Here is a 23,145-nt window from a genome sequence, read left to right as displayed (position 1 = left end):
AAAGAGGGCGGGGGGTCAGTGTGCGGCCTTGAGCGGGAGGACGGCGCGGATCCGGAAGCCGCCGCCGGGGCGGGGGCCCACGTCGAGGCTGCCGCTGACCATGCCGACCCGCTCGCGCATGCCGATCAGGCCGTGGCCCAGACCGTCCGCTCCGCCGGCGGCCAGCTGTTCGTCGGTGCTGCCGCGCCCGTCGTCCTCCACCAGGACGGCCAGCTCGCGTTCGCCGAAGTCGACCGCGACCCGGGCGTGCACGTCGGGGCCGCCGTGCTTGCGGACGTTGGTCAGCGCCTCCTGGACGATCCGGTAGACCGTCAGCTCGACGCCGCGCGGCAGTTCGCGCGGGTGCCCGGAGGTCGCGTAGTCCACCTGCAGCCCGGCCGTACGGACCTGCTCCAGCAGCTCCGGCAGCTCCTCGACGCCCGGCTGGGGGACGTACTCCTCGGCGGTGTCGGCGGTGCGCAGCACGCCCAGCAGGCGGCGCATCTCGACCAGCGCCTGCCGTCCGGTGGAGGCGATCGTGCCGAGCGCCTCCTTCGCCTGCTGGGGGGAGTTGTCGAGGACGTACGCGGCGCCGTCGGCCTGGACGATCATCACCGAGACGTTGTGCGCCACCACGTCGTGCAGTTCGCGGGCGATCCGGGCGCGCTCGGCGGCGACCGCCACCTTGGCCTGGGCGTCCCGCTCGCGCTCCAGCCGGGCCGCGCGGTCCTCCAGCTCGGTCAGGTAGGCGCGGCGCACCCTGGTCAGCCGGCCCCAGGCCCAGCAGAGGATGAACGGGGTGCTCATCAGCACCATGATCAGCACTGCTTCGGCGAGGTTGTACGGGCGGGTGTGCGCCTCGCCGGCCTGCACCGTCGTCCTCAGCGGATTCATCTGCCAGAACGTCAGCGGCCCGGCGGCCAGTCCGGCGGCCAGCGCCAGCCTGGAGGTCCACTTCTGGCCGAAGGCGGCGCCGGTGTAGGCGAAGACCAGGTAGCCGATGGCGGAGCCGCCCGGTTCGATGTCGGTCGTCACCTGGGCGAGGGCGACGCCGGTGGCGGCGGCGACAGTGACGTCGGGGAAGCGCCGGCGGAAGACCATCAGCAGCGGCAGCAGCACCGCGACCAGGATCTCGGAGTCGAGGCGCCAGCCGCTGTCGGCGTAGTCGGCGTTCGGCAGCAGGCCGAGGAAGAGCACGATCGACGCCCAGGCGGCGTCGACCACCATGGGGTGACGGCGGAGCCAGGCGTTGAGTCGATGCACGTCTCAAGCCTAGGCAGTCGCGCGACGTGTCCAGGTCCGCCGGTAGGGCGATCCGTCCTACTCCGTAGGTCGGAGAAACCCCCGCTCCGGTTGGGAGGGGCTCCCGGAGGCCCGGTAGCGTCCCGCCCCATGACTTGGATGCGGTGGGCGCCCGCCATGGAACGGGCCCTGTACGACCCGGACGGCGGCTTCTACCGCAGGCCGGAGGGCCCGGCCGGGCACTTCCGCACCTCGGTGCACGCCTCGCCGAGGTTCGCCCGTGCGGTGGCCCGGCTGCTGCTGGAGGTTGACGAGGCCCTCGGCCGTCCGGAGGAGCTGGCCCTGGTCGACGTCGGGGCCGGGCGGGGGGAACTGCTGACCGGCGTGCTGGCCGAGCTGCCCGGCGAGGTGCTGGCGCGGCTGCGCCCGTACGGCGTGGAGCTCGCGGAGCGTCCGGCCGGGCTTCCGTCCACAGCCCTGTGGACGGACGCGCTGCCGCGCGGCCTGACCGGGCTGCTGTTCGCCAACGAGTGGCTGGACAACGTGCCGCTGGACGCCGGGGAGGTGGACGGGGACGGCGTGCTGCGCTACCGGGAGGTGGACACCGCCACCGGCGAGGAGCGCCTCGGCGAGCCGGTCTCGGCGGCGGACGCGGCCTGGGCCGAGCGCTGGTGGCCGGTCACCGAGCCCGGCGGGGTGGTGGAGTTCGGCGGCCCCCGGGACGCCGCCTGGGCGCGGGCCGTGGCCGGGCTGGAGCGCGGGCTGGCCGTCGCCGTGGACTACGGGCACACCGCCGGCCGGCGGCCGCCGTTCGGGACGTACGCCGGTTTCCGGGACGGCCGGGAGGTCGCCCCGGTGCCGGACGGCTCCTGCGACGTCACCGCGCACGTCGCGCTGGACTCGATCGCGGTGCCCGGTCTCCCCAGCCTGTGGACGACCCAGCGCGAGGCCCTGCGCGCGCTCGGGGTGAGCGGCGAACGCCCGTCGCTCGCGCTGGCCTCCACCGACCCGGCGGGCTACCTGCGGGCGCTGAGCGGTGCGGGGGAGGGGGCCGAGCTGACCGACCCGGGCGGGCTGGGCGGTTTCGGGTGGGTCCTGCAGGCCGTCCACATGTCGCCCCCTGGCATTTTTGAAAGGGCAGCGAGCTTGGAGTCGGTGCCGGGATGGCAGACTCTGGGTTCATGAGGGAGACCACGGTCGGCATCGGGGCGGGAGCCGAGAACTTCACCGGCGAGGCGGGCACCACCGACATGGTGCTCAACATCGGCCCGCAGCACCCCGCCACGCACGGCGTGCTGCGGCTGCGCCTGCTGCTCGACGGCGAGCGCATCGTCACCGCCGAGCCGGTGATCGGCTACATGCACCGGGGCGCGGAGAAGCTGTTCGAGGCCCGTGACTACCGGCAGATCATCATGCTGGCCAACCGGCACGACTGGCTCTCCGCCTTCTCCAACGAACTCGGTGTCGTCCTCGGCGTCGAGCGGATGCTCGGCATGGAGGTCCCCGAGCGGGCGGTGTGGGTCCGCACTCTGCTGGCCGAGCTCAACCGGGTGCTCAACCACCTGATGTTCCTCGGCTCCTACCCGCTGGAGCTGGGCGGGATCACCCCGATCTTTCACTCCTTCCACGGCCGCGAGGACCTCCAGCACGTGCTGGAGGAGGCCTCCGGCGGCCGGATGCACTACATGTTCAACCGGGTCGGCGGCCTCAAGGAGGACCTCCCGGCCGGCTGGCTCGGCCGGGTCCGCACCGCCGTCGCCACCGTCCGCTCCCAGATGCCGGTCTTCGAGGACCTCGTCCTCGGCAACGAGATCTTCCGCGCCCGCACCGCCGGCGTCGGCGTCCTCACCCGGGCGCAGGCCGAGGCGTACGGGGTCAGCGGCCCGATCGCCCGGGCCAGCGGCCTCGACTTCGACCTGCGCCGCGACGAGCCCTACCTCGCGTACGGCTCCGAGGAGCTGCGGCAGGTGCTCACCGTGGTCACCCGCGAGGAGGGCGACTGCCTCGCCCGCTTCGAGTGCCTGCTGGAGCAGACCCTCAACGCGCTGGACCTCGCCGACGCCTGCCTCGACAAGCTCGCCACCCTGCCGCCCGGCCCGGTCAACCAGCGGCTGCCCAAGGTGCTCAAGGCGCCCGAGGGCAGCACCTACGCGTGGACCGAGAACCCGCTCGGGATCAACGGCTACTACCTGGTCTCGCGCGGCGACAAGACGCCGTGGCGGCTCAAGCTGCGCTCGGCGTCCTTCAACAACATCCAGGCGCTGACCGAGCTGCTGCCCGGGACGCTGGTGGCGGACATGGTGGCGATCCTCGGGTCGATGTTCTTCGTGGTCGGCGACATCGACAAGTAGGGCCGTCGACAGGTGGGGCGGAGCCGGCGGGCAGGTCAGCTCTTCTTGCTCTTCTTGCCCGGGTCGGCCGGGTGCGGGGCCACCTTGCGGTCGCCCTTGGTGGCGATCCGCTCCTCGCACAGCCGGGCCAGCACCTCGTAGCCGGCCCGGCCCATCAGCTCGGTGAGCTCGGGGCGGTAGCTGACGTACACCGGCTCCGCGCCCTGGTGCGCCGCCGGGGCCCCGGTGCACCACCAGTGCAGGTCGTGGCCGCCCGGGCCCCAGCCGCGGCGGTCGTACTCGCCGATGGAGACCTGGAGGTAGCGGGTGTCGTCGGGGCGGTCGATCCAGTCGTAGGTGCGGCGGATCGGCAGCTGCCAGCAGACGTCCGGCTTGGTCTCCAGCGGCTCGCGGCCCTCCTTGAGGGCCAGCGCGTGCAGGGCGCAGCCGGCGCCGCCCGCGAAGTCGGGGCTGTTCACGAAGATGCAGGCGCCGTTGACCCGGCGGGTCTGCCGGTCGCCGTCCTCGTCCAGCATGGTGATGCCGCCGTCGGACCTGATCCGGCCCTTGGCGTCGGTGCCCTCGGCGAAGTTCTCCCACAGCTCGGGGGTCAGTCGCGCCGCGTGCCCCAGGACGCGCTTCTCGTCGTCCTCGTCCGAGTAGTGCGCGCCCAGCGTGCAGCAGCCGTCCGACTCGCCGCGGCCCTCGCGGATGCCGTGGCAGCCCTGGCCGAAGACGCAGGACCAGCGGGAGGTCAGCCAGGTGAGGTCGCAGCGGAAGACCTGCTCCTCGTCGGCGGGGTCGGCGAACTCGACCCAGGCGCGCGGGAAGTCGAGCGGGACCTCGTCGCGCGGGATCTCGCGGCGCAGGGTCGGCATCGCGAGGTCGACGGGGGCGGGGGAGGCCGAGGGCTTCGCCTTGGCCTTCTTCTTGGACGTTTCTGCTGGTGCCACCCGGCAAGGGTAGAGCTTCGCGGGGGCGTACGGGCGGGTGGCCACGCCCCGGGCCCGCCGTCGGGCCGGAGTCCGGGCCGGCCCCGGGCGGCGTGAAGGCGGGGTGAAGAGGTCCGGCGGTCGGCACGGGGCGGACGGGAGCGTGCCTAGGATGGCGGCCGGTCCGCTACGGGGAGGTACGGGGATGGCAGGCGGCAGCACCGGGACGTCCGACGGCGGCAGCGCCGGGTTCGTCATCAAGCCGTGGGAACTGCGCGGCGAGGGGCGGGAGTTCGAGCGGATCGGGCGCGAGCTGGGCAAGGCCGTCGGTGCCCTGGAGAAGGGCCTCGCCGCGCTCGGCACACCGTGGGGCACGGACAAAGCGGGCGGCGCCTTCGCCGCCGTGTACGGCCCGGCGCACGGCGAACTCCTCGGCGGGCTCAAGGGATTGGCCGGGGGGGTGGGCCGGGTCGGGGCCGGACTGCACGCGATGGCCGAGCGGACCACCGACACGGACACCTCGACGGCGGACGGCTTCGGGGCGAAGGCCGACCCCGGGGCGTACCCGTCCGGGCCGGGGGTGTCACCCGCGGTGTACTCGGTCGCCGGGTCGGCAACCCCGGGGGCGGCGCCGGTCGTCCCCAAGGACATGTCGGTCTGAGCGGCCCGGCTCGAAGGGGGAGATGCGCGTGTCCCGGAAACTGCCCGAGGAACTGGTCCCGCTGCTGGCCAGGACCGGCCAGCCCTGGCCGCAGGCGGACGAGGAGGCGCTGCGCAAGGCGGCCGCGCTCTGGCGGGAGTTCGGCTCCGAGGCCGACCGGCTCACCCGCCGCTGCGGGGAGTCCGTCCAGCGGGTGACCTCGGACAACTCCGGCCACGCCGTCGAGTCCTTCACCGCCTACTGGCGGACCTTCAGCGGCGGCGGCAAGGGCCACCTGGACGACGCCCACACCGCGGTCGGGCTGGTCGGCACCGCCTTCGACACCGCCGCGCGGGCCGTGGACAGCTGCAAGGCCGAGATCATCGCCACCCTGCAGAACCTGGCCGCCGAACTCAAGCAGGCCCAGGAGCAGGCCGCCGCGGTCCAGCAGACCGCGGCCACGGTCGCCACGGCGGCGAAGGCCGACGCCGGCACCGGGCGGACCGGGGTGTTCGGCGGCCTGCGGAAGGCCGTCACCGGCGTCGCGGACGGCGTGCGGACCGCCGCCACCACCCAGGTCGCCGCGGGCGTCGAGGACGTCGCGGTCGAGACGGCCGGGCTGAAGATCGCCGGGCTGCTCGCCGAACTCGGCCGCAGCATGCAGGACGCCCTGTCCACCGCGCTCAAGGAGCCCGCCGCCGTCGCCCTGCTGCGACTCGGCACCACCGCGGGGACCGGGATCACCTCCGCCTCCTACCGCACCAAGGGCGGCTTCGACCCGCGCGCCGCCGGACTGCCCGCCGCACTCGGCGAGCCCGGCGTCCTCGGGGCGGACGGCACCGGGCTGGTCCTGCTCCCCGGCAAGGACGGCAAGCCCGTGGTCGGCGTGCCCGGGCTCAGCGTCAAGCTCGACGCCCAGGGGCAGCCCGTCCTCGGCGCGGACGGCAAGCCCGTCGTGCTGCGCTCCGACGGCACCCCGGTCACCGACGCCGCCGGGCTGCTCGTGGTCACCGGGCCGGACGGCAAACCGGTGGTCGGGGTGGCGGACCTGGCCGTCCAGCGGGACGAGCAGGGCAAGCCGGTGCTCACCGACGAGGCGGGCAGACCACTGCACGGGCTGGCCCTGGCGGACCTGACGGATCCGCGGGCCGCGACGGGGGACCCGAGGACCGACCCGACGGCTGATCCGAAGCTCGATCCGAAGGCCGACCCGAAGGCCTCGGGGCCGGTGACGGTTTCGGCCGTGGTGCCGGTGGTGGATTCGACGGTGGTGCCGTCGGTGGCGGCCCCCGTGTCCGCGGTGTCCTCCGTGGCTCCGCCCGAGGCCGCCGATCCCGTGGTCGCCGCCGCCCCGGCCCCGGGCCCCTCGTACGGCGGGTCGCACCGGGGCGCGGCGGCCGCCGTCTCCTCCGCTTCCTCCGCTCCCCCCTCTTCCTCCTCCGACTGGGCGCCGCCCGCGCGGGACGACGGGCCGGTGGTGCGGTCCGCGCCCTCGTACCAGGGCGGCGGGTCGGTCGCGGCGGGCTGGTCGGACGGGGACTACGCGCTCCAGGCTCCGGCGCACAGCGGCGGTGGGGGTGGCGGTGGCGGCGCGCCGGTGACCGTACGGACGGACTCGGTGAGCGCGCCGCCCGCGCCGTCCGTCCCGCCGACCGTCCCGCCGTCCGGTGGGGGCCCCGGGTACGGCCCGACGCCGGACTCGCCCGCGCCCGCCCGGCACGTCGGGGTGGTCGGGGTGGCCGGGCAGTTCGGGACGCCGGGGTACGCGGGCGGCTACCCGCCGGCCGGCGCGGTCGGGGCCGTCGGGCCCGGGCCGCTCGCGGTCGGCGTCGGGGGATCCCCCGTGCACATGGCGGCCCCCTTCGGCAGCGGCGTCGGGACGGGGGCGCCCGGAGGCGTCGTCGGCGCGGCGCCCGTGGCCGGAGCCCCGGTGGCGGGGGCGCCCGCGGCCGCCTCCCCCGGCATCGTCGAGCCCCGGCCGGGCGTGCCTCGCACTCCGGTGGGGGCCGCGCCGTCCCCGGTCACCGCGCCCGGTCCGGTCGCCGCGCCGCCGCCCCCGGCCGAGCCGCCGATCGTCGGCACCACCCCGGTCATCGGCCGGCCCGAACCGCACCACGCCGACGGCCGCCGCCGGGAGACCGCCGCGGGCCTCGCTGACCCGACCCTGGCCTGGGGCGCCGTCCCCGTCGCCACCGCCCACGCGATGGCGCTCCAACTCGCCCTGCGCGCCCGGCGCGGCCCGCTCGCCGACGACCCCGAGCTCCGGCTGCGCACCATCGCGGACAGCCGCCCGTACGGCCTGCCCGGCGGGCTCGGGCCGGTCGACCCCCAGCACCAGGCCGAACTCGAACGCCGGATCCCCCGCGACGAGGACGACCTGCCCGCCCGGCACCCCGACCCGGCCGTCGGCGCCTGGACCGAGGCCGTCAACGCCGGCGGCTACCGCGAACCCGGCCGGGCCAACAACAGCCTGGAGATCGCCCTCTCCGCCGTCGACACCTACACCGGCCGCCCCACCTGCGCCGCCCCGCGCATCCCCACCGAGGGCGACGCCGGCGAACGCGGCGGCCGCGACCGCGCCGAACGCGAACTCGGCGCCCCCTTCCGCGACCTCGGTGACGGCGGCCGGGCCTTCACCCGCCTCGCCGACGAACTCCGCCGCGCCGGCCACGGCGCCCAGGCCGTCCTCCTCACCCTCGACGCCTACGGCCGCCCCCACGCCTGGAACGCCGTCAACCACCGGGACACCGTCACCTACCTCGACCACCAACTCGCCCGCCACAGCCCCACCCCCCTCCACCCCGCCACCCAAGGCCTCTGGGCCATCGCCCTCACCCCCGAAGGCCGCCCCCTCGACCTGGCCGCCGCCTGAGTCCTCCCTCACCGCCGCGGCCCGGCCGCGGCGGGATGTCGTGGGCGCGGGGCTGGATGATGGTGGTGGGATTCGGGTTCGATGACGGGGGTGGCTGGGTGATCTCGCGGGCGCAGGCGGTGGAGGCGGGGCATCGGTGGATCAACGGGGATCTGCCGCAGGGGGCCGGGGCGGTGCGGCGGGTGTGTGCGCACGAGTTCGAGCTCGGGTGGGTGGTGTGGGCGGAGCCGGTGCGGGTGGAGGTGGACCCGCGGACGGGGGAACGGCGGGCGCCGGAGGAGGTGGGGGCCGCGTGCGCCGTGGTGGACCGGGAGAGCGGGCGGTTCACGGTGTGGCCGTCGGTGCCGGTGGACGAAGTGGTGGGGCTCTACCGGGACTTCGTGGGGGCGGGCGGGTACGACCCGACCCTGCCGCCGGCGACCGGCCGGGGTGCCCGGGCCGAGCTGGCGTACCGGGACGCCGTCGGCGAGACCCGTTCGCTGGCGCTGCGGTCCGCCGCCGGCCTGTCGCACCCGGCGTTGCGCGGCTGGTGGTGGCTGCGGGAGCAGGGGGTGGCGGCGGAGGACGTGCTGGCGGTGCGGACCGATCTGCGGCTGAGCGCGCTGCCCGGCGGCTACTGGGCGTACGCGCTGGCGGCCGAACTCCCGCACCTGCGGCTGGACTTCGACCTCCCGTACGGCCCGCGCTCCGACCACCGGGCCGCCGCGGTACGGGAGTTGCCCGCGCCGCCGGAGGGGCCGGTCCGCAACCGGGTGCCGTTCCCGCGTGCCGTCCAGCCGCTGCCGCCGGAGCCGGACCGGGAGTTGGCGCGACGGCTCGCCGAACGGTTCGGCCCGGCGGGCGTGCGGCGTTTCGACCCGGCGGACGTGGCGCGGGTCGAGCTGCCCGGGGAGGCGGCCGCGCTGCTGCTGGCGGTGGGGGTGCCGGTGGCCGTCGAGGGCTTCTTCGTGCTGCACCACCCGGGGCCGGAGGCGATCGCGGACGGCTCCCGCCCGGGCGCCGTGCTCCCGCCGCTGGCCGCGCACCTGGCGGCGCTCGGCGGCGGCACCCGGGCGGCCGAGCGCGAGCGCCTCGCGTTCGCGGGGCAGCTGGTACTGGGCTCGGACGGCTGGGCGGTCATCACCCTCGACGCCGAGCGGGGCACCGTCCGGGCGGTCGACCCCGACTACGGGACCGCCCGGCACTGCAACGCCGACCTGCGGTCCTTCGTCCGCTGCCTGGAGGTGTTCGCCGGCTGGTGGCCGGCTCTGCGCGGGCTCGACCCGGCCGCCGCGGGCGAGGTGGTGGACGCCCTTCAGCGGGCGCTGGCGGAACTGGACGGTACGGTCTACGACGATCCGGAGAACTGGTGGGCCGTCGTGGTGGAGCAGCTGTGGGACGGCCTGCTCTGATCGACCGAAGCAGCAGCCGGAGCACCGAGCCGTGACCGCCCCGCACCGCCCGGACGGCCGTCCTCACCGCCCTCCCGCAAGGCCGGGCGCGAGGTGTACGTGTGGACGCCGGCCGACGAGGAGTCCCGGCAGTTGACGGCCGCTGGGGGCGCCGACGGTCTGATCACCGACACCCCGGGCCCGGCCCGCCGCTGGGTGGACACCAACTGCCGTACCGGGCATCGGGCCGGACCTCGCGGGCACTGAGCCGCACGGACAGCGAACCGCGCGGACACCGAGTCACGCGGGCACTGAGCCGCACGGACAGCGATCGCACCCGGAACGGTCGGGAACGACCGGGACCAGCGCGAATACCGTCACAACCGATCTCCGGCGGTGCCGGATCGCGTAGCGTGGAGAGTTATGCGACTCGGTGTGCTCGACGTAGGTTCCAACACGGTCCACTTCCTCGTGGTGGACGCCCATCCGGGTGCAGCCCCGCTGCCCGCGTACTCCCACAAGGCCGAGCTGCGCCTGGCCGAGCTGCTGGACGAGTCCGGCGCGATAAGCGAGGCCGGGGTCGAGCGGTTGGTCGGTCACATCGCCTCCTCGTTGCGGGTCGCCGAGGACAAGGGTGTGGTCGACATCCTGCCCTTCGCCACCTCCGCCGTCCGCGAGGCCGCCAACGGCGAGCAGGTGCTGCGCCGGATCGCCGCCGAGACCGGGGTCGAGCTGCGGGTGCTGTCCGGACAGGACGAGGCCCGGCTCACCTTCCTGGCCGTCCGCCGCTGGTTCGGCTGGTCCTCGGGCCGGCTGCTCAACCTGGACATCGGCGGCGGCTCGCTGGAGATCGCCTGCGGCCTGGACGAGCAGCCGGACGTCGCCTGCTCCCTGCCGCTGGGCGCCGGACGGCTGACGGCCGGCTGGCTGCCCGGGGACGTCGCCGACCCGGACGGGCTGCGCGACCTGAGGAGGCACATCCGGGCCGAGATCGCCAACGTGGTCGGCGAGATCTCCCGGCTCGGGCCGCCGAAGCACGCCGTCGCCACCTCCAAGACCTTCAAGCAGCTGGCCCGGATGACCGGCGCCGCGGCCGCCGACGCGGGCCCGTACGCCGACCGCCGGCTCACCCGCAGCGGGCTGTCCGCCTGGCTGCCGCGGCTGTCCACGATGACCGTCGCCGAGCGCGCGCAGATCCCCGGCGTCTCCGAGGGCCGGGCCAAGCAGCTGCTGGCCGGGGCGCTGGTCGCGGACGCCGCGATGGACCTGTTCGGCCTGGAGGAGCTGGACGTCTGCCCGTGGGCGCTGCGCGAGGGCATCATCCTGCGCCAGCTGGACGCCATGGACAGCCCCGCCGACCGCCGCCGCCCCGCGCTCACGCCGTAACGCGGCGACCCCGCGCCCGTCCCGTATCGCGCCCGCCGGGCGAACGTGCCGCCGGTCACTGCGCCGGGCATCCGGTCCCGTTCGGCGCGCGCTCCGCTTACGCTGTCTCCCGTGGTGCAACCAGCGGGCGAGGACGGGACGCGGGAGGGCCGCGCGCCCGGGGACGGGCCGCCGCGGCCGGACGCTCCGCGCCGCCGGCTCGGCAAGCCGGGCGTCGGCAAGGCGGTCAAGGGCGCCACCGCCGCCCAGGCCGCCAAGGCCGTCCAGGCGGCCCAGCGCACCGCGAAGAAGGCCGCCACCGCGACCGCCAAGAAGGCCGCGGAGAAGAGCGCCACGGCCCAGAGGACCGCGGACGCGAAGACCACGGCGAAGCGGACCGCGCGGCAGCCGGCCGCCACCGTGGAGGAACCGAAGGAGCCGAAGGAGACCCGCACCGCCCGGGCCGCCGGCGCCGCCAAGGCCGCCGTCCAGTCGGTACGCTCGGTCAAGGCCGCCAAACGCGACGCCGCCCGCTCGCCGCTGCTGCGCACCACCGACCGGCTGGTGCTGCCCCAGCACCCCGCCCTGCACATCCCCGACACCAAGGTGGTCCTGTCCACCGCCTCGGTGTACCCGGCCAGCACCACCGTGGCCTTCGAGCTGGCCGCCAAGCTCGGCTACGACGGGGTCGAGGTGATGGTCTGGAACGACCCGGTCAGCCAGGACATCGAGGCCCTGCGCCGGCTCTCCGACGCCCACCAGCTGCCGATCCTGGCCGTGCACGCGCCCTGCCTGCTGATCACCCAGCGGGTGTGGACCACCGACCCGTGGACCAAGCTGGTCCGGGCCCGGGCGGCGGCCGAGAAGCTCGGCGCGAGCGCCGTGGTCGTCCACCCGCCGTTCCGCTGGCAGCGCCAGTACGCCCGCGAGTTCGTCGAGGGCATCAACCGGATGGCGGGCGAGACCGACGTCCGGTTCGCCGTCGAGAACATGTACCCGTGGCGCTACCGCGACCGCGAGGTGCTCGCGTACGCCCCCGGCTGGGACGTCACCGACGAGGAGTACCGGCACTTCACCATCGACCTCTCGCACGTCGCCACCTCGCGGATCGACGCCTTCACCATGGTCGAGCGGATGGGCGAGCGCCTCGCCCACGTCCACCTGGCCGACGGCAGCGGCTCCGGGAAGGACGAGCACCTGATCCCCGGCCGGGGCAAGCAGCCCTGCGCCGAGCTGCTGGAGCACCTGGCCCGCACCGGCTTCGACGGCCACGTGGTGCTGGAGGTCAACACCCGGCGCGCCGCGTCCCCCGCCGAACGCGAGGCCGATCTCGCCGAGGCCCTCGCCTTCACCCGCTTGCACCTGGCCACCCCCTCGCGCGTACGCTGAGCCCGGGCCCGCGGGGGCGCGAACTTCCGTACCGAGGGGGAGCGGTGACGAACGATCGGCTTTTCAGCGAGCTCGGCAACTTCCGTGAACTGGCCCAGAGCTTCGGCTCGGTGGCCGCCGAGTACGACCGGGCCCGCCCGAGCTACCCGGACGAGCTGTTCGACGAGCTGGAGCGGCTCTGGGGCCGCAGCCTCAAGGGGGCCAGGGTCCTGGACGTCGGCGCCGGCACCGGCATCGCGACCCGGCTACTGGCCGCCCGCGGCGCGGACGTGATCGCCGTCGAGCCCTGCGCCGGGATGGCCGCCCAGTTCCGGGCCGCCTCGCCGCAGCTCCCGCTGGTCCGCGGCAACGGCGACGACCTGCCCTTCCACGACGACTCCGCCGACCTGATCTGCTACGCCCAGGCCTTCCACTGGACCCGCCCCGAGCGCTCCGTCCCGGAGGCGATCCGGGTGCTGCGGCCAGGCGGCGCGCTCGCCGCCTGGTGGAACGTGCCCGACGAGACCGTGCCCTGGGTCCGGGCCCGGGTCGAGCGGCTGACCGCCGCGCTGCCCGGCCGCTACCACGGCTACGGCCGGATCACCGAGCACACCCGCCACTTCGCCCCGGCCGGGCTGGCGGTCGGGTACGCCCGGCTGCGCTGGGAGCGGCGGGTCACCGTCGAGCACGTGCTCACCGACCTCACCTCCCGCTCCTTCATGGCCTCGCTCACCCCCGAGGAGCGCGCCCCGATCCTGGCCGTCGAACGGGAGGCCCTGCGCGCCGACTTCCCGGACGGCGTCGTGGTCGAACCGTTCATCCTGGACCTCGCCGTGGCCGTCAAGCCCGGCTGACCTCAGGGGGCGACCGCGCCTGCCCGCATCCCGGACGGGATGTCCGGCGGCCGGACGGCGGGCGTAGGCTCGGAAACCACCAGCGGCCCCCGCACCTCCCTCTCCCGCGGGGAGCCGTCGAGAGCCCCGAAGGAGTGGAGCACAGTGCCCGAGCTGAGGTCCCGTACGGTCACCCACGGTCGCAACATGGCAGGCGCCCGGGCGCTTCTCCGGGCGGCCGGCGTAGCCCGCGAGGACTTCGGCAAGCCGATCATCGCGGTCGCCAACTCCTTCACCGAGTTCGTCCCCGGCCACACCCACCTGCAGCCGGTGGGCCGGATCGTCTCCGAGGCGATCAAGCAGGCGGGCGGCATCCCGCGCGAGTTCAACACCATCGCCGTGGACGACGGCATCGCGATGGGCCACGGCGGCATGCTCTACTCGCTGCCCTCGCGCGACCTGATCGCCGACTCGGTCGAGTACATGGTCAACGCGCACTGCGCCGACGCGCTGATCTGCATCTCCAACTGCGACAAGATCACCCCGGGCATGCTGATGGCCGCGCTGCGCCTCAACATCCCCACCGTGTTCGTCTCCGGCGGCCCGATGGAGGCCGGCAAGGCCACCCTGGTCGACGGCACCGTGCGCAAGCTGGACCTGGTCGACGCGATCTCCCAGGCGGTCAACGAGAACGTCTCCGACGAGGACATCGCGATCATCGAGGAGAACGCCTGCCCGACCTGCGGCTCGTGCTCCGGCATGTTCACCGCCAACTCGATGAACTGCCTCACCGAGGCGATCGGCCTCTCGCTGCCCGGCAACGGCTCGGTGCTCGCCACCCACACCGCCCGTCGGGCCCTCTACGAGAACGCCGGCCGGACGGTCGTCGAGATCGCGAACCGCCACTACGGCCAGGACGACGCCTCGGTGCTGCCCCGCGCGATCGCCACCCGCGCCGCCTTCGAGAACGCCATGGCCCTGGACATCGCCATGGGCGGCTCGACCAACACCATCCTGCACCTGCTCGCCGCCGCCCAGGAGGCCGAGCTGGACTTCGACATGCGGGCCATCGACGCGATCTCCCGCAAGGTGCCCTGTCTGTCCAAGGTCGCGCCCAACGGCTCGTACTACATGGAGGACGTGCACCGGGCCGGCGGCATCCCGGCCATCCTCGGCGAGCTGTACCGGGCCGGGCTGCTCAACGAGGACGTCCACACCGTGCACGCCGACTCGCTCGCCGAGTGGCTCAAGACCTGGGACGTGCGCGGCGGTTCGCCCTCCGCCGAGGCCGTCGAGCTGTGGCACGCCGCCCCCGGCTGCGTCCGCTCCGCCGAGGCCTTCTCCCAGTCCGAGCGCTGGGAGTCGCTGGACACCGACGCCGCCAGGGGCTGCATCCGCAGCGCCGAGCACGCCTACTCGGTCGAGGGCGGCCTCGCGGTGCTGTACGGCAACCTCGCCGAGGACGGCTGCATCGTGAAGACGGCCGGCGTGGACGAGTCGATCTGGACCTTCAGCGGCCCGGCCGTCGTGGTCGAGTCCCAGGAGGACGCGGTCGAGGCGATCCTCGCCAAGCGGGTCAAGGAGGGCGACGTCGTCGTCATCCGCTACGAGGGCCCCAAGGGCGGTCCGGGCATGCAGGAGATGCTCTACCCGACCTCCTTCCTCAAGGGCCGCGGTCTGGGCAAGGCCTGCGCGCTGGTCACCGACGGCCGCTTCTCCGGCGGCACCTCGGGCCTGTCCATCGGCCACGCCTCCCCGGAGGCGGCCTCCGGCGGCACCATCGCGCTGGTCGAGGACGGCGACACCATCGCCATCGACATCCCGGGCCGGACGATCTCCCTGGAGGTGCCGGAGGAGGTCCTCGCCGAGCGCCGCCGCGCCCTGGAGACCGCGGGCGGCTACCGGCCGAAGAACCGCGACCGCCAGGTCAGCCAGGCGCTGCGCGCCTACGCGGCGATGGCCACCTCGGCGGACAAGGGCGCCGTCCGGGACGTCAGCAAGCTCGGCTGATCCCGGCGAGCGAACGGAGGGGCCGTCCCGCGGTGGGGACGGCCCCTCCGCCGCCCGTGGGCGTCGGGTCATAATCGAGGGCGTGAGCGAGCAGCCCCCCACCCCCGCCCCCGAGCCCGCCGGAGCCCCCGAGCCGGAGCCGATCCGCTTCTTCGGCACCAGCTGGCTGAACCGGGACAACGGTTACTGGCCGCGCCGGGTCGGCGTCTCGGTCGGCGCCCTGGTCGCGACGGCCGCCGCCGTGCTGGTGCTGCGCTTCGGCGTCGAGGGCGTCGCGCTCTCCGACAGCGGCGGCTTCCTCAACGGGCTGCTGACCGCCGCCATCGCGGTCTGCTCGATGATGGCCGTCCGGCGCACCTGGAAGGTCCTCACCGAGGGCAAGGACCAGCTGACCGGCTGGATGGCCGAGGACAAGTCGCTCGGCGCGGTCTGGCTGATCGGCGGGGCCGGCTCGCTGGCCGCCTACTTCGCCCGCAGCCTGGTCGAGGCCCCCGGCGAGGGGGTCGAGCGGGCCGCCTACCAGCGGGCCGTCGAGCAGCACGGGAAGCGTCAGTCGAACCGCAGCGGCCGGCCCGGCGGGAAGCGCAAGCGCTGACCGCGGTCAGTAGCGGCTGACCGAGCCGCACCCGCCGGGCTCGGCGGACAGGTCCTTGCTGCGGTCGTACGGGTCGGTCTCCGGGCCGGTCGGCCGGACGTCCGGGCTGTCCGGCAGCGCGGGCGCGAACTGGTCGAACTGCGGGTGGTAGTAGCCGTCGTAGACGTCGCAGGCCGAGTTGGCGGAGTCCGAGGTGGTGCCGTCGGCGATCACCAGCTTCTTCGGGTTGGCCGGGTAGCGGCCCGGGTCGTAGAAGCGGAAGTTCTCCACCCGGCGCACGACCGTGCGGGTGGTCCAGGTGTCCCCGGACACGTCGTCCACCGGCACCACCAGTCCCACCGGCTTGGCCGTGCCGCCGCCCTGGGGCGAGGCCGGCTTCGTCGGCTGCGGCGCGCCCGCCGACGGGGCGGGCGATCCGGCCCGCTTCCCGGCCTCCGGGCCGGGGCGCAGCGGGTACACGAAGCTGAAGTCGGTGTGGACCAGGACGCCCTTGTCCCCGTCGCCCTCGTAGCTGATCCGGCCCTGCACCTTGACCACGTCACCGACCGGGATCGCCTCGCGCGGGTCGAAGCGGCTGAACCAGCTGGTCGCGTCGGTGTCCTTGGACGGGTTCGCCAGCGCGGCGGTCGCGCGGTCCCGCTCGTCCCGGTCCAGCATCGCGAGCGCGGCGTCCGGCCGGCCGCCCGCGATCACCTTCGGGTCCAGGTTGGCGGCGGTCAGGTAGTCCTTGACCAGTTGCAGCTGGGCGGCGACCTGGTCGGCGGAGAAGACGCCGGTTGCCTTGGCCTCGGGGAGCACGAAGGCCTCGGCGCCGTTCGGCCAGCCCTCGGCGGGGGAGCCGGCCCACGGGTGGCCCACGGTCGGCTGCTTCTCGTCGACCTTCGGCGCCGCGGTGGTCGGCTTGGCCGTCTCCGGGGCCACGGTCGGCACCGGGGTGGGCGCGGCCGAGGAACCGTTCCCGCCGATGTGGTCCGCGTACCAGGTGCGCAGCCCGTCGATGTTCAGCGAGGCGAGCAGCACCGCGACGGTCAGCACGACGAACAGCGGCGCGCGCCACTCCAGCCGGCGGCGGCGTGGCGGGCGCGGGTTGCCCCAGGGGTCGACCACCTGGAGCTTGGGCTTGCGTCCGAAGCGTCGCTTGGCCTTCTCCGGGCCGTCGTTGACGGAGCGGCGGCCACCCGGGTCGACCGGCGGGGTGTGCCTCCAGCGGGCGGCCAGCATCCGGGTGCGCCCGGACTGCTCCTTCACGCTGGCGGACTTGATGAAGTCCTCGTCCAGGACGAGGTCTGCGAACGGGTCCTTCCCGCCCGCCTCGGACGGGTCGGACCCGCCCGGCTCGCGGCCCTCGGAGGGGCGCGGCTCCGGATCTTCGGCTATCGGCATCGCGCCAGTATGCCGACGGGGTGTGACGATTCGTTGATCGGGGGCACTCCATGTGGTGAACTCGTGTAAGGAGTGGGCGCGTTCGCCACCCTTTGTCCGGAAAGGCGCCGCTGTCCGACGGCCGCTCAGCCCTTGCGGCGAGCCTCCTTCACCCCGTTCGTCACCCCGGCGATCGCCATCAGGACGGCGGCCGGGATGAGCGAGACGAAGAACGCCCCGATCAGGCCGGAGCCGCCGAGGAGCACCTGCGCCAGCATGTTCAGCACCAGCAGTCCGCCGGCCGCCGGGAGCGCCGACCGCCAGGGGTGCTCGCGCGCCCACCGCCGCAACCGCCGGTCGCCGGTGTCGCGGCGCAGTTGCCCGCCCGCCCAGGCGGTCAGGAAGAAGAAGAACAGGCCCCAGCCGGCCGGCTCGGCCAGCATGCTCAGCGACCAGTCGCCGGAGATCGCCTCGATCCCCAGGGCGGTCGCCCCCACCACCGCACCGACTCCCGCGGCCGTCCGCCACGGGCCCATCGTCGCCGAGGCGGCGGCGAGTTGCCGGTTCTCACGTCGGGACATCTCGTCGTGTGCCATGGGTCCACGGTGCGCCCGTACGGGCCCGGAGGCCATAGGGGAAACCCCGGAGTTCTCTCCCTAGGGGCCCGCGTTCTCCGGGCTTCGGGGACCACGGAGCGGACGGTCCCGACGGGTGCCGCCGGGCGGTGCGAGGATGGCCGCAGTACCGAGGCAAGGAGCGGACCATGGGCAGCAGCGCAGCGCACGGACAGAAGATCGCCTTCCTGGGCACCGGCAAGATCGGCGAGGCCCTGCTCTCCGGTCTGCTGCGGGCCGGCGAGGACCCGGCGGACGTCCTGGTGACCGCCCGCCGCCCCGAGCGCGCCGCCGAACTCGCCGCCCGCTACGGCGTGACGGCCGTCTCCAACGCCGAGGCCGCCAAGCTGGCCGACACCCTGATCCTCGCGGTCAAGCCGCAGGACATGGGCACCCTGCTGGAGGAGCTGGCCCCGCACGTCAGCCCGGACCGGCTGGTGATCTCGGCCGCGGCCGGGGTGCCGACCGCCTGGTTCGAGGAGCGGCTGGCGGCCGGCACCCCGGTGGTCCGGGTGATGCCCAACACGCCGGTGCTGGTGGACGAGGGGATGAGCGTCATCTCCGGCGGCTCGCACGCGACCGAGGAGCACCTGGTGCGCGCCGAGGAGATCTTCAGCTCGGTCGGCAAGGCGCTGCGGCTGCCCGAGTCCCAGCAGGACGCGGCGACCGCGCTGTCCGGCTCCGGACCGGCCTACTTCTACTTCCTGGTCGAGGCGATGACGGACGCGGGCATCCTGCTCGGCCTGCCCCGGCAGGTGGCGCACGACCTGATCGTGCAGTCCGCGATCGGCGCCTCGGTGATGCTGCGCGACTCGGGAGAGCACCCGGTGAAGCTGCGCGAGGCGGTCACCTCCCCGGCCGGCACCACCATCGCGGCCATCCGCGAGCTGGAGAATCACGGCGTGCGGGCCGCGCTGCTGGGCGCCCTGGAGGCGGCCCGGGACCGCTCCCGGGAGCTGGCCTCCGGCGGCAAGTAGTCGTCACAGAAGTCCCTGCGCGACCCCTCCCGCAACGGCGGCGCACCGCCTACGCTCTCGCCAACATCGTCCTACCGGTCGGTAGCGAGGTCGTCTGGAGGTCCGCATGAGTGCTGAGCCGTCCCCGGTCCCGCCCGGCCTGCGCGTCGGGCGGGCCGCGCTCGCCGTCAGCTTCCTGCTCCAGGGCACCACCTTCGCGCTGCTGGTCGCCTGCATCCCGGAGATCCAGCACCGGTACGGGCTGAGCGACGGGCTGCTGCCGGTCTTCCTGGCCGCGGTGCCGATCCTGGCCGGGGCGGGCTCGATCGTCTCCGAGCAGCTGGTGAAGCGCACCGGTGCCCGGGCCGTGCTGCGGGTGGTCCAGCCGGCCGTCTGCCTGAGCCTCGCGGGCGTCGGGCTCGGTGGTTCGCTGTGGCAACTCGCCCTCGCGCTGGGCGCGTTCGGGCTGCTGGTGGGTGCGCTGGACGCCAGTATGAACATGCTCGGGGTGGGCCTGCAGCACCGCTACGGCCGCTCGATCATGATCGGCTTCCATGCCGCCTTCAGCCTCGGCGGAATCCTGGGCGCGGCGATCGCGGGGCTCGGCTCGCACGAGGACCTCGGGCTGCCGGTGCTGTTCGGCACGGCCGCCGCGGTGATCGCCCCGCTCGCGGTGCTGACCGGTACCTTCCCCCGGCCTTCGGCCGGGGGGACCCCCACCGCCGGCCCGGCCGAACTCGGCGACGCCGTCCGGGAGGCCGCCGAGGCCGCCGCCCGGTCCGTCCCCTGGCGGCCGCTGCTGCCGCTGTGTCTGGCGATGGCCTTCGCCTACATCGCGGACGCCTCGGTCTCCAACTACAGCGTCAAGTACCTCACCGACGGCCTGGGCAGCCGCGAGGACCTCGCCAAGCTCTCCTACCTCGGCTACATGGTGGCGATGCTGGCCGGCCGAGCCCTGGGCGACCGTGCGGTGCAGCGCTTCGGTGTCGTCCCGGTGGTGCGTGCGGGCGCGGTGGTGGCCGCGCTCGGCTTCGGTCTGGCCGCCGTCGCGCCGGCCGCCTGGGCGGGCATCGCCGCCTTCACCGTGCTCGGCTTCGGTATCTGCGCGATCATCCCGCAGGTGTTCGCGGCCGGCGGGCGGCTCTTCCCGGCCGATTCGGACGCCGCCGTGGCCCGGCTCAACCTCTTCAACTACGTGGGCTTCCTGATCGGTTCGCCGTTGGTCGGGGCGATCGCGGACGCGAGCTCGTACCGCTGGGCGCTGCTCGCCCCGATGCTGCTGGTGCTCGCCGTCCTGCCGCTGGCCGAGCGCTTCGTCCCGGCACCGGTGGCGGCCCCGGCCGTCGCGTGACGGCGGGGGCCGGAGAGGACACGGAGGCGTGAAGGCGGCGTCCGGACCGCCTTGAGTCCTCCGCCGCACCGCCCGCGCGCGATGGCTCGGCGAGCCCTGGCGGTCGCCCGGCCACCCCCACCCGCTACGGTGGAGGCCATGCCCGAAGCCGAGCGTGACACCCCCTGCGGCCTGCACCTCTTCTGGGACGAGGCCGTCACCGCCTACGACTTCGGCCCCGGCCACCCGATGGACCCGACCCGGCTGGCGCTCACCATGCGCCTCGTCGAGGCCCTCGGGCTGAGCACCGGGCCCGGCGTGACCGTCCGGTCCGCACCGCCCGCCGGGGACTCCACCCTGCGGCTGGTGCACACCGGGGAGTACGTCGAGGCGGTCAAGCACGCCGCCGCGCACCCCGAGCAGCCGGACCCCCGGCACGGGCTCGGCACCGACGACAACTGGGCCTTCCCGGCGGTCCATTCGGCCTCCGCGCTGATCGCCGGCCAGTCCGTGGCCGCCGCCGAGGCGGTCTGGCGCGGCGAGACCCCGCACGCCGTCAACTTCGCCGGCGGGCTGCACCACGCGATGCCCGACAAGGCCTCCGGCTTCTGCATCTACAACGACCCGGCCCTCGCCATCGCCCGGCTGCTGGAACTCGGCGCCGAGCGGGTCGCCTACGTCGACGTGGACGTCCACCACGGCGACGGCGTCCAGCAGGCCTTCTGGAACGACCCCCGGGTGCTGACGATCTCGCTGCACGAGCACCCCGCCACGCTCTTCCCGCAGACCGGCTGGCCCACCGAGACCGGCGGCCCGGACGCCCCCGGCACCGCCGCCAACCTGCCGCTGCCGGCCGGCACCGGCGACTCCGGCTGGCTGCGTGCCTTCCACGCCCTGGTGCCGGAGCTGCTCAGCGCCTTCCGGCCGCAGATCCTGGTCACCCAGCACGGCGCGGACACCCACCTGGAGGACCCGCTCGCCCACCTCGCCGTCACCGTGGACGCCCAGCGGCTGATCGCCGAGGAACTGCACGACCTCGCCCACCAGCTGACCGGCGGCCGCTGGGTGGCCACCGGCGGGGGTGGCTACGCCGTGGTGGACGTCGTCCCGCGCACCTGGACCCACCTGGTCGCCACCGCCGCCGGCCGGCCCGTCGACCCGGCCACCGAGACCCCCGAGCCCTGGCGCGCCGAGGTCTACCGCCGTACCCGTCGCCCGGCCCCGCTGCGGATGACCGACGGCGCCCGCCCGTCCTGGCGTGATTTCGAATCGGGTTACGATCCGGCCGACCGGCTCGATCAGGCCATCCTCGCCAGCCGCCGCGCGGTGTTCCCCCACCACGGCCTGCTGGCCTGAATCCGCCGCCCCGGTCGCGCGCCGGCCAGGCCGTGCGTACCCCCGTTGGTGCGAACCGCCGAGCGGCTACGTACTGCAACAGTCCTATCTCTCACCGTACGAGGACTGCACTTCCCCTCTTCCCACTGGTACCACCCATAACTACTCTGGGGATACACGTGTGCCGGTGGAGTCACCGGAGGGGAAGCCGGTGCCTTGCACACGGGTAAGGGTCGGGTGATGGTCATGAGTTCCGGCGAACGCCCCCTGCAGGAAGTCGTCTTCCTGACCGTGGCGGAGGTTGCCGCAGTCATGCGGGTGTCCAAGATGACCGTGTACCGGTTGGTGCACAGCGGAGAGCTGCCGGCCATCCGGGTCGGACGGTCTTTCCGGGTGCCCCAGCAGGCGGTGCACGAGTACCTCAAGGAGTCCTACGTGCGGCTTGAGAGCGCGTAGCCCCAGGTCGGGCGGGGGCGGGTCCACGACCGTGGATCCGTCCCCGTTCGCCCGGGATTTCCCGCGAGTTTCCCGGTTGCCGGGAGCGCGATTTACAGCCCCGGCCAGGCGGACGGTAGGCTAGGCCCTCACGTCAGTCGTATGGACTCCGTCTCTCACGGACGAGAGTCTCAGTGAGCGAGGGTTGTTCCGTGGGCTCTGTCATCAAGAAGCGTCGCAAGCGTATGGCCAAGAAGAAGCACCGCAAGCTTCTGAAGCGCACCCGCGTTCAGCGTCGCAACAAGAAGTAAGCGCCCCCGGCCGCGCCCAGCGCGCCCAGCGCTTCCACCGCCCGCCCCGGCCCTCGTGGCCAGGGCGGGCGGTGTCGTTTCACGGCCCGGCGCGGCAGCGCGGTACGGTGCACGCAGGCCGCTCGGGTCAGGGAAATGGGGTGCAGCACCGTGGGTGTCGTCGTGCTCGTCACCGGTGTGGCACGCCATCTCGGTGCCCGCTTCGCGGCCGAGGTCCGCCGCCGCCCCGGCGTGGACCGGGTCGTCGGCGTGGACGTGCTGCCGCCCGGGGTGCCGGTCGAGGGGCCGGACGGCCCGGCCGCCCCGTACACCTTCCACCAGCTCGACCTGCGCCGCCCCGCGGTCTCCCGGGTGATCGCCGAGCACCGGGTGGACACCGTGGTGCACCTCAGCGTCAGCGCCACCGGCCTGGGCTCCACCAACCGCTCCGCGGTGAAGGAGTCCAACGTCATCGGCACCATGCAGCTGCTCGGCGCCTGCCAGAAGGCCCCCGGGGTGCGCCGGCTGGTGGTGAAGTCCACCACCGGCGTCTACGGCTCCGCGCCCCGCGACCCGGCGGTGTTCACCGAGCGGCTCCAGCCGAAGGACCCGCCCGGCGGCGGCTTCGCCAAGGACGCGGCCGAGGTCGAGGGCTACGTACGCGGCTTCGCCCGCCGCCGCCCGGACGTCGCGGTGACGGTGCTGCGCTTCGCCAACATCGTCGGTCCGCACGCCGACACCCCGCTCAGCGAGTACTTCGCGCTGCCGGTGCTGCCGACCGTGCTCGGCTACGACCCCCGGCTGCAGTTCGTGCACGAGGACGACGCGGTCGCGGTGCTCTGCCGGGCCGCCGACGAGCCCGCGCCGGACACCGTCAACACCGGGACCTTCAACGTGGCCGGGGAGGGCGTCCTGCTGCTCTCCCAGTGCGCCCGCCGGCTCGGCCGCCCCACCCTGCCGCTGCTGCTGCCCGCGGTCAGCTGGATGGCCGTGCTGGCCCGGCAGACCCGGCTGGTGGACGTCTCGCCCGAGCAGCTGCGGCTGCTCACCCACGGCCGGGTGGTGGACACCACGCGGCTGCGGGAGACCTTCGGCTACCGGCCGGTGTTCAGCACGCCGGAGGCCTTCGCCGACTTCGCCGCCGCCCGGGGCCCCGGCCTGCTGCCGCCCGAGCGGCTGGCCGCCGTCGCCGACCGGCTGACCGCCCTGCTCGGCCCGGAGGAGCCCGCCCCCGCCGCGCCGAACGTCGTACCGAACCGTCCCCGCCGTCCGAGGAGCTGAGCCGCG

21 protein-coding genes are annotated in these 23,145 nt (G+C 74.5%); 17 read left to right on the top strand and 4 right to left on the bottom strand.

Annotated elements, in window-relative coordinates:
• Window positions 1-15: 15 nt before the first annotated feature.
• A complete protein-coding gene (locus tag ACIRYZ_RS10035) occupies window positions 16-1,242 on the bottom strand; it encodes a sensor histidine kinase (protein WP_402941843.1) in 1,227 nt (408 codons plus the stop codon).
• 129 nt (window positions 1,243-1,371) lie between these two features.
• On the opposite strand from ACIRYZ_RS10035, the gene ACIRYZ_RS10030 reads away from it, so the two are divergent.
• Both ACIRYZ_RS10030 and ACIRYZ_RS10025 read left to right on the top strand, forming a co-directional pair.
• The gene (locus ACIRYZ_RS10030; RefSeq protein ID WP_402941841.1) at window positions 1,372-2,406 is read left to right on the top strand and encodes an SAM-dependent methyltransferase; all 1,035 of its coding nucleotides are present in this window, start codon (window positions 1,372-1,374) and stop codon (window positions 2,404-2,406) included.
• On the top strand, window positions 2,403-3,572 hold the full coding sequence (locus ACIRYZ_RS10025) for an NADH-quinone oxidoreductase subunit D (protein WP_387618543.1): 1,170 nt from the start codon (window positions 2,403-2,405) through the stop codon (window positions 3,570-3,572). The genes ACIRYZ_RS10030 and ACIRYZ_RS10025 overlap by 4 nt, the downstream gene beginning before the upstream one ends.
• Window positions 3,573-3,607: 35 nt before the next feature.
• Here the strand turns inward: ACIRYZ_RS10025 and ACIRYZ_RS10020 are convergent, their stop codons facing one another.
• The gene (locus ACIRYZ_RS10020; protein WP_402941839.1) at window positions 3,608-4,504 is read right to left on the bottom strand and encodes a hypothetical protein; all 897 of its coding nucleotides are present in this window, start codon (window positions 4,502-4,504) and stop codon (window positions 3,608-3,610) included.
• 184 nt (window positions 4,505-4,688) lie between these two features.
• On the opposite strand from ACIRYZ_RS10020, the gene ACIRYZ_RS10015 reads away from it, so the two are divergent.
• The 9 genes from ACIRYZ_RS10015 to ACIRYZ_RS09975 all read left to right on the top strand — a co-directional run bounded on the left by ACIRYZ_RS10015 (window position 4,689) and on the right by ACIRYZ_RS09975 (window position 15,536).
• Window positions 4,689-5,144 (top strand): hypothetical protein, encoded by a 456-nt coding sequence (locus ACIRYZ_RS10015; protein ID WP_402941837.1) that lies wholly within the window; start codon window positions 4,689-4,691, stop codon window positions 5,142-5,144.
• 28 nt (window positions 5,145-5,172) lie between these two features.
• Window positions 5,173-7,995, top strand: a complete 2,823-nt coding sequence (locus ACIRYZ_RS10010; protein WP_402941835.1) for a toxin glutamine deamidase domain-containing protein — start codon at window positions 5,173-5,175, stop codon at window positions 7,993-7,995.
• Window positions 7,996-8,093: 98 nt separating this feature from the next.
• Window positions 8,094-9,386, top strand: a complete 1,293-nt coding sequence (locus ACIRYZ_RS10005) for an SUKH-4 family immunity protein (RefSeq protein WP_402941833.1) — start codon at window positions 8,094-8,096, stop codon at window positions 9,384-9,386.
• A gap of 93 nt (window positions 9,387-9,479) precedes the next feature.
• The gene (locus tag ACIRYZ_RS10000) at window positions 9,480-9,632 is read left to right on the top strand and encodes a hypothetical protein (RefSeq protein WP_402941831.1); all 153 of its coding nucleotides are present in this window, start codon (window positions 9,480-9,482) and stop codon (window positions 9,630-9,632) included.
• Window positions 9,633-9,788: 156 nt separating this feature from the next.
• Entirely contained in the window at window positions 9,789-10,751 is a 963-nt protein-coding gene (locus tag ACIRYZ_RS09995) for a Ppx/GppA family phosphatase (RefSeq protein WP_402941830.1), read from the top strand.
• A 564-nt stretch (window positions 10,752-11,315) separates the two neighbouring features.
• Window positions 11,316-12,119, top strand: coding sequence for a sugar phosphate isomerase/epimerase family protein (locus ACIRYZ_RS09990; RefSeq protein WP_402942090.1), 804 nt, complete (start codon window positions 11,316-11,318; stop codon window positions 12,117-12,119).
• 44 nt (window positions 12,120-12,163) lie between these two features.
• Window positions 12,164-12,952: a class I SAM-dependent methyltransferase gene (locus ACIRYZ_RS09985; RefSeq protein WP_402941828.1), complete on the top strand. Its 789-nt coding sequence runs from the start codon at window positions 12,164-12,166 to the stop codon at window positions 12,950-12,952.
• 144 nt (window positions 12,953-13,096) lie between these two features.
• Window positions 13,097-14,941 (top strand): dihydroxy-acid dehydratase, encoded by a 1,845-nt coding sequence (gene ilvD / locus ACIRYZ_RS09980; RefSeq protein ID WP_402941826.1) that lies wholly within the window; start codon window positions 13,097-13,099, stop codon window positions 14,939-14,941.
• Between the two features lie 82 nt (window positions 14,942-15,023).
• On the top strand, window positions 15,024-15,536 hold the full coding sequence (locus ACIRYZ_RS09975; RefSeq protein ID WP_402941824.1) for an EamA/RhaT family transporter: 513 nt from the start codon (window positions 15,024-15,026) through the stop codon (window positions 15,534-15,536).
• Between the two features lie 6 nt (window positions 15,537-15,542).
• Here ACIRYZ_RS09975 and ACIRYZ_RS09970 read toward each other — a convergent pair whose 3' ends face one another.
• Window positions 15,543-16,919: a hypothetical protein gene (locus ACIRYZ_RS09970; protein ID WP_402941822.1), complete on the bottom strand. Its 1,377-nt coding sequence runs from the start codon at window positions 16,917-16,919 to the stop codon at window positions 15,543-15,545.
• Between the two features lie 125 nt (window positions 16,920-17,044).
• On the bottom strand, window positions 17,045-17,494 hold the full coding sequence (locus tag ACIRYZ_RS09965; RefSeq protein ID WP_402941820.1) for a hypothetical protein: 450 nt from the start codon (window positions 17,492-17,494) through the stop codon (window positions 17,045-17,047).
• A 167-nt stretch (window positions 17,495-17,661) separates the two neighbouring features.
• Between ACIRYZ_RS09965 and proC the strand changes: the two genes are divergently transcribed.
• The 6 genes from proC to ACIRYZ_RS09935 all read left to right on the top strand — a co-directional run bounded on the left by proC (window position 17,662) and on the right by ACIRYZ_RS09935 (window position 23,139).
• Entirely contained in the window at window positions 17,662-18,489 is an 828-nt protein-coding gene (gene proC / locus ACIRYZ_RS09960) for a pyrroline-5-carboxylate reductase (protein ID WP_387618580.1), read from the top strand.
• Between the two features lie 106 nt (window positions 18,490-18,595).
• Complete coding sequence (locus ACIRYZ_RS09955; protein ID WP_402941818.1) at window positions 18,596-19,819, top strand: MFS transporter; 1,224 nt, start codon at window positions 18,596-18,598, stop codon at window positions 19,817-19,819.
• A gap of 138 nt (window positions 19,820-19,957) precedes the next feature.
• A complete protein-coding gene (locus ACIRYZ_RS09950) occupies window positions 19,958-21,154 on the top strand; it encodes an acetoin utilization protein AcuC (RefSeq protein ID WP_402941816.1) in 1,197 nt (398 codons plus the stop codon).
• A 225-nt stretch (window positions 21,155-21,379) separates the two neighbouring features.
• Window positions 21,380-21,589, top strand: coding sequence for a helix-turn-helix domain-containing protein (locus ACIRYZ_RS09945; protein WP_148644250.1), 210 nt, complete (start codon window positions 21,380-21,382; stop codon window positions 21,587-21,589).
• 191 nt (window positions 21,590-21,780) lie between these two features.
• Window positions 21,781-21,879 (top strand): 30S ribosomal protein bS22, encoded by a 99-nt coding sequence (locus ACIRYZ_RS09940; RefSeq protein WP_003948845.1) that lies wholly within the window; start codon window positions 21,781-21,783, stop codon window positions 21,877-21,879.
• 150 nt (window positions 21,880-22,029) lie between these two features.
• Window positions 22,030-23,139 carry an NAD-dependent epimerase/dehydratase family protein gene (locus ACIRYZ_RS09935; RefSeq protein ID WP_402941814.1) on the top strand — a complete coding sequence of 370 codons (1,110 nt, stop codon included), beginning with the start codon at window positions 22,030-22,032 and terminating at the stop codon, window positions 23,137-23,139.
• Window positions 23,140-23,145 lie beyond the last annotated feature (6 nt).

The organism is Kitasatospora sp. NPDC101155, assembly GCF_044768305.1.
Taxonomy (GTDB): Bacteria; Actinomycetota; Actinomycetes; order Streptomycetales; family Streptomycetaceae; genus Kitasatospora.
The sequence above is the reverse complement of the archived record's forward strand: the minus strand, read 5'-3'. Positions and strand labels throughout refer to the sequence as shown.

Coding starts and splice junctions, on each gene's coding strand:
- ACIRYZ_RS09950 (WP_402941816.1), top strand. CDS start 19,958: ATGCCCGAAGCCGAGCGTGACACCCCCTGCGGCCTGCACCTCTTCTGG.
- ACIRYZ_RS09970 (WP_402941822.1), bottom strand. CDS start 16,919: ATGCCGATAGCCGAAGATCCGGAGCCGCGCCCCTCCGAGGGCCGCGAG.
- ACIRYZ_RS09995 (WP_402941830.1), top strand. CDS start 9,789: ATGCGACTCGGTGTGCTCGACGTAGGTTCCAACACGGTCCACTTCCTC.
- ACIRYZ_RS09965 (WP_402941820.1), bottom strand. CDS start 17,494: ATGGCACACGACGAGATGTCCCGACGTGAGAACCGGCAACTCGCCGCC.
- ACIRYZ_RS09955 (WP_402941818.1), top strand. CDS start 18,596: ATGAGTGCTGAGCCGTCCCCGGTCCCGCCCGGCCTGCGCGTCGGGCGG.
- proC (WP_387618580.1), top strand. CDS start 17,662: ATGGGCAGCAGCGCAGCGCACGGACAGAAGATCGCCTTCCTGGGCACC.
- ACIRYZ_RS10025 (WP_387618543.1), top strand. CDS start 2,403: ATGAGGGAGACCACGGTCGGCATCGGGGCGGGAGCCGAGAACTTCACC.
- ACIRYZ_RS09945 (WP_148644250.1), top strand. CDS start 21,380: ATGAGTTCCGGCGAACGCCCCCTGCAGGAAGTCGTCTTCCTGACCGTG.
- ACIRYZ_RS10030 (WP_402941841.1), top strand. CDS start 1,372: ATGACTTGGATGCGGTGGGCGCCCGCCATGGAACGGGCCCTGTACGAC.
- ACIRYZ_RS10015 (WP_402941837.1), top strand. CDS start 4,689: ATGGCAGGCGGCAGCACCGGGACGTCCGACGGCGGCAGCGCCGGGTTC.